The sequence below is a fragment of the Meridianimarinicoccus zhengii genome (genome assembly GCF_003254465.1).
GTDB lineage: Bacteria > Pseudomonadota > Alphaproteobacteria > Rhodobacterales > Rhodobacteraceae > Meridianimarinicoccus > Meridianimarinicoccus zhengii.
The window spans coordinates 1-930 of sequence record NZ_QDFI01000187.1 but is presented as its reverse complement, the minus strand read 5'-3'; the positions used below and the strand labels follow the sequence as shown (position 1 = coordinate 930).

The 930-nt window shown below is 64.0% G+C and carries 1 protein-coding gene and 1 pseudogene; one reads left to right on the top strand and one right to left on the bottom strand.

Going from position 1 to position 930, the window contains the following annotated elements; genetic code table 11:
- Positions 1-73: 73 nt before the first annotated feature.
- Positions 74-292 (top strand): annotated as a pseudogene (locus DDE13_RS22520) (P-type ATPase); the annotation flags it as partial.
- Between the two features lie 131 nt (positions 293-423).
- On the opposite strand, the gene DDE13_RS22515 reads toward DDE13_RS22520, so the two are convergent.
- The gene (locus DDE13_RS22515) at positions 424-885 is read right to left on the bottom strand and encodes a VPLPA-CTERM sorting domain-containing protein (RefSeq protein ID WP_111406406.1); all 462 of its coding nucleotides are present in this window, start codon (positions 883-885) and stop codon (positions 424-426) included.
- Positions 886-930: the final 45 nt, after the last annotated feature.

Sequence of the window (930 nt, the reverse complement as noted above, 5' to 3'; positions counted from 1 at the left end):
CTGAAAACTGTCGCGGCAATCGTCAGAGCGGCCAGCCAGAAGTTTGTTCAGCCTGAACTAACTGGTGAGGCCCCTGCCTTCGCGGCCGGTACGTGGGGCCGACGCGATGAGCGGCGCGACCAACGCGGGCCAGGCCTTCGACCTGACGGCGACCCGCGAGGCGAAGGACAGCACCTATGCCGGGATCGTCCGTCTGGTCGAGGAAGCGCAGGCGTCCAAAGCGCCGATGTCCCGGCTGGCGGACCGGTGGTCACAGACGTTTCTCGCGGTCACCGTCAGCATCGCCTTCGCTCGGGCGGGTGCATCCACGGCAACGGTTCAAGAAGTCCCAGCGTGGACAGACGGGAAGGCGCCCCCGAGGGGACGCCTTCATCTGTGAAGCGGTGCCGCGCCGTCTTGACCGGCCGGGTCGCGTGCGTGCGCTCAGGCGCTCTTGCGGCGGCGCGTCACGCCGAGAGCACCCAGCGCACCGGCGAGCAGCAATACGCTTGCCGGGACCGGAACTGCCTGGAAGTCGACGTCGAGATCGACGACCTCCGAGAAGGTCGCGGGGTTCCAGATGCCGAGCGAACCGTCCGAATCCGAGACAAGGATGTCGGGCAATTCGTCATCGGGCCGCAGGCCAAGCGATGCTGTATTCACGAAGAAAGACGCGAGGATATCACCAACGAACGCGGCGGCGGTGGCCTTGTACTCGTAAAACAGCGCGTCACCGCTCGAACCGATCAGCGACACGCCCGTCCCGACCGAGATTGGCGCAAGACCAGCGATCTGGCTCGGGTCATCCCGCAGGATGGAGAAATTGTAGGTGCCCGGCGTGTTCACACTGAAGAGTCTTATATCCAGCGGGATCGTCGAGAAGCTGAAGAAGTTCGCCCTGAACAATTCCTAACCTACTGATTCTCAGCGCAGATCACGCTGGAGCGCTGG